General features: G+C 62.7%; 1 pseudogene. It reads right to left on the bottom strand.

The annotated features are described in order from the left end of the window. Window positions 1–496, bottom strand: a pseudogene (locus ACU680_RS19495) (hypothetical protein); the annotation flags it as partial.

Raw genomic sequence — 496 nt, 5'->3', positions numbered from 1 at the left:
CACAGGCCGGTCGTCAGGTTAACCGTGGCTTCACCTTTGACGGTGGTGCCATCCTTGATCTGGACTTTCTGACCTTTGGCGCCGGCCCCTGACAACTTGACCGTGGTATCGACGGTGCTCCCGCCCTTGGCAATCGCTACCCCTTTGGAATCCACGGCCTGGGTGATGGTCGGTGCGGTACTGGCCGTCACCGTCAACGTCCACGCCGCGGACACCTGCCCACTGCCATACAGTGCGATAGCGGTGAAGCTGTGAGCGGCCACGCTCAAGCCTGTCATGGTCAGCTCCCACAGGCCGGTCGTCAGGTTAACCGTCGCCTCGCCTTTGACGGTGGCGCCATCCTTGATCTGGACTTTCTGACCTTTGGCCCCGGCCCCTGACAACTTGACCGTGGTATCGACGGTGCTCCCGCCCTTGGCAATCGCTACCCCTTTGGAATCCACGGCCTGGGTGATGGTCGGTGCGGTACTGGCCGTCACCGTCAACGTCCACGCCG

The organism is Pseudomonas sp. LF020 (genome assembly GCF_053456425.1).
Note: the sequence above shows the minus strand (reverse complement) of the source record. Positions and strands in the feature narration are given on the sequence as shown.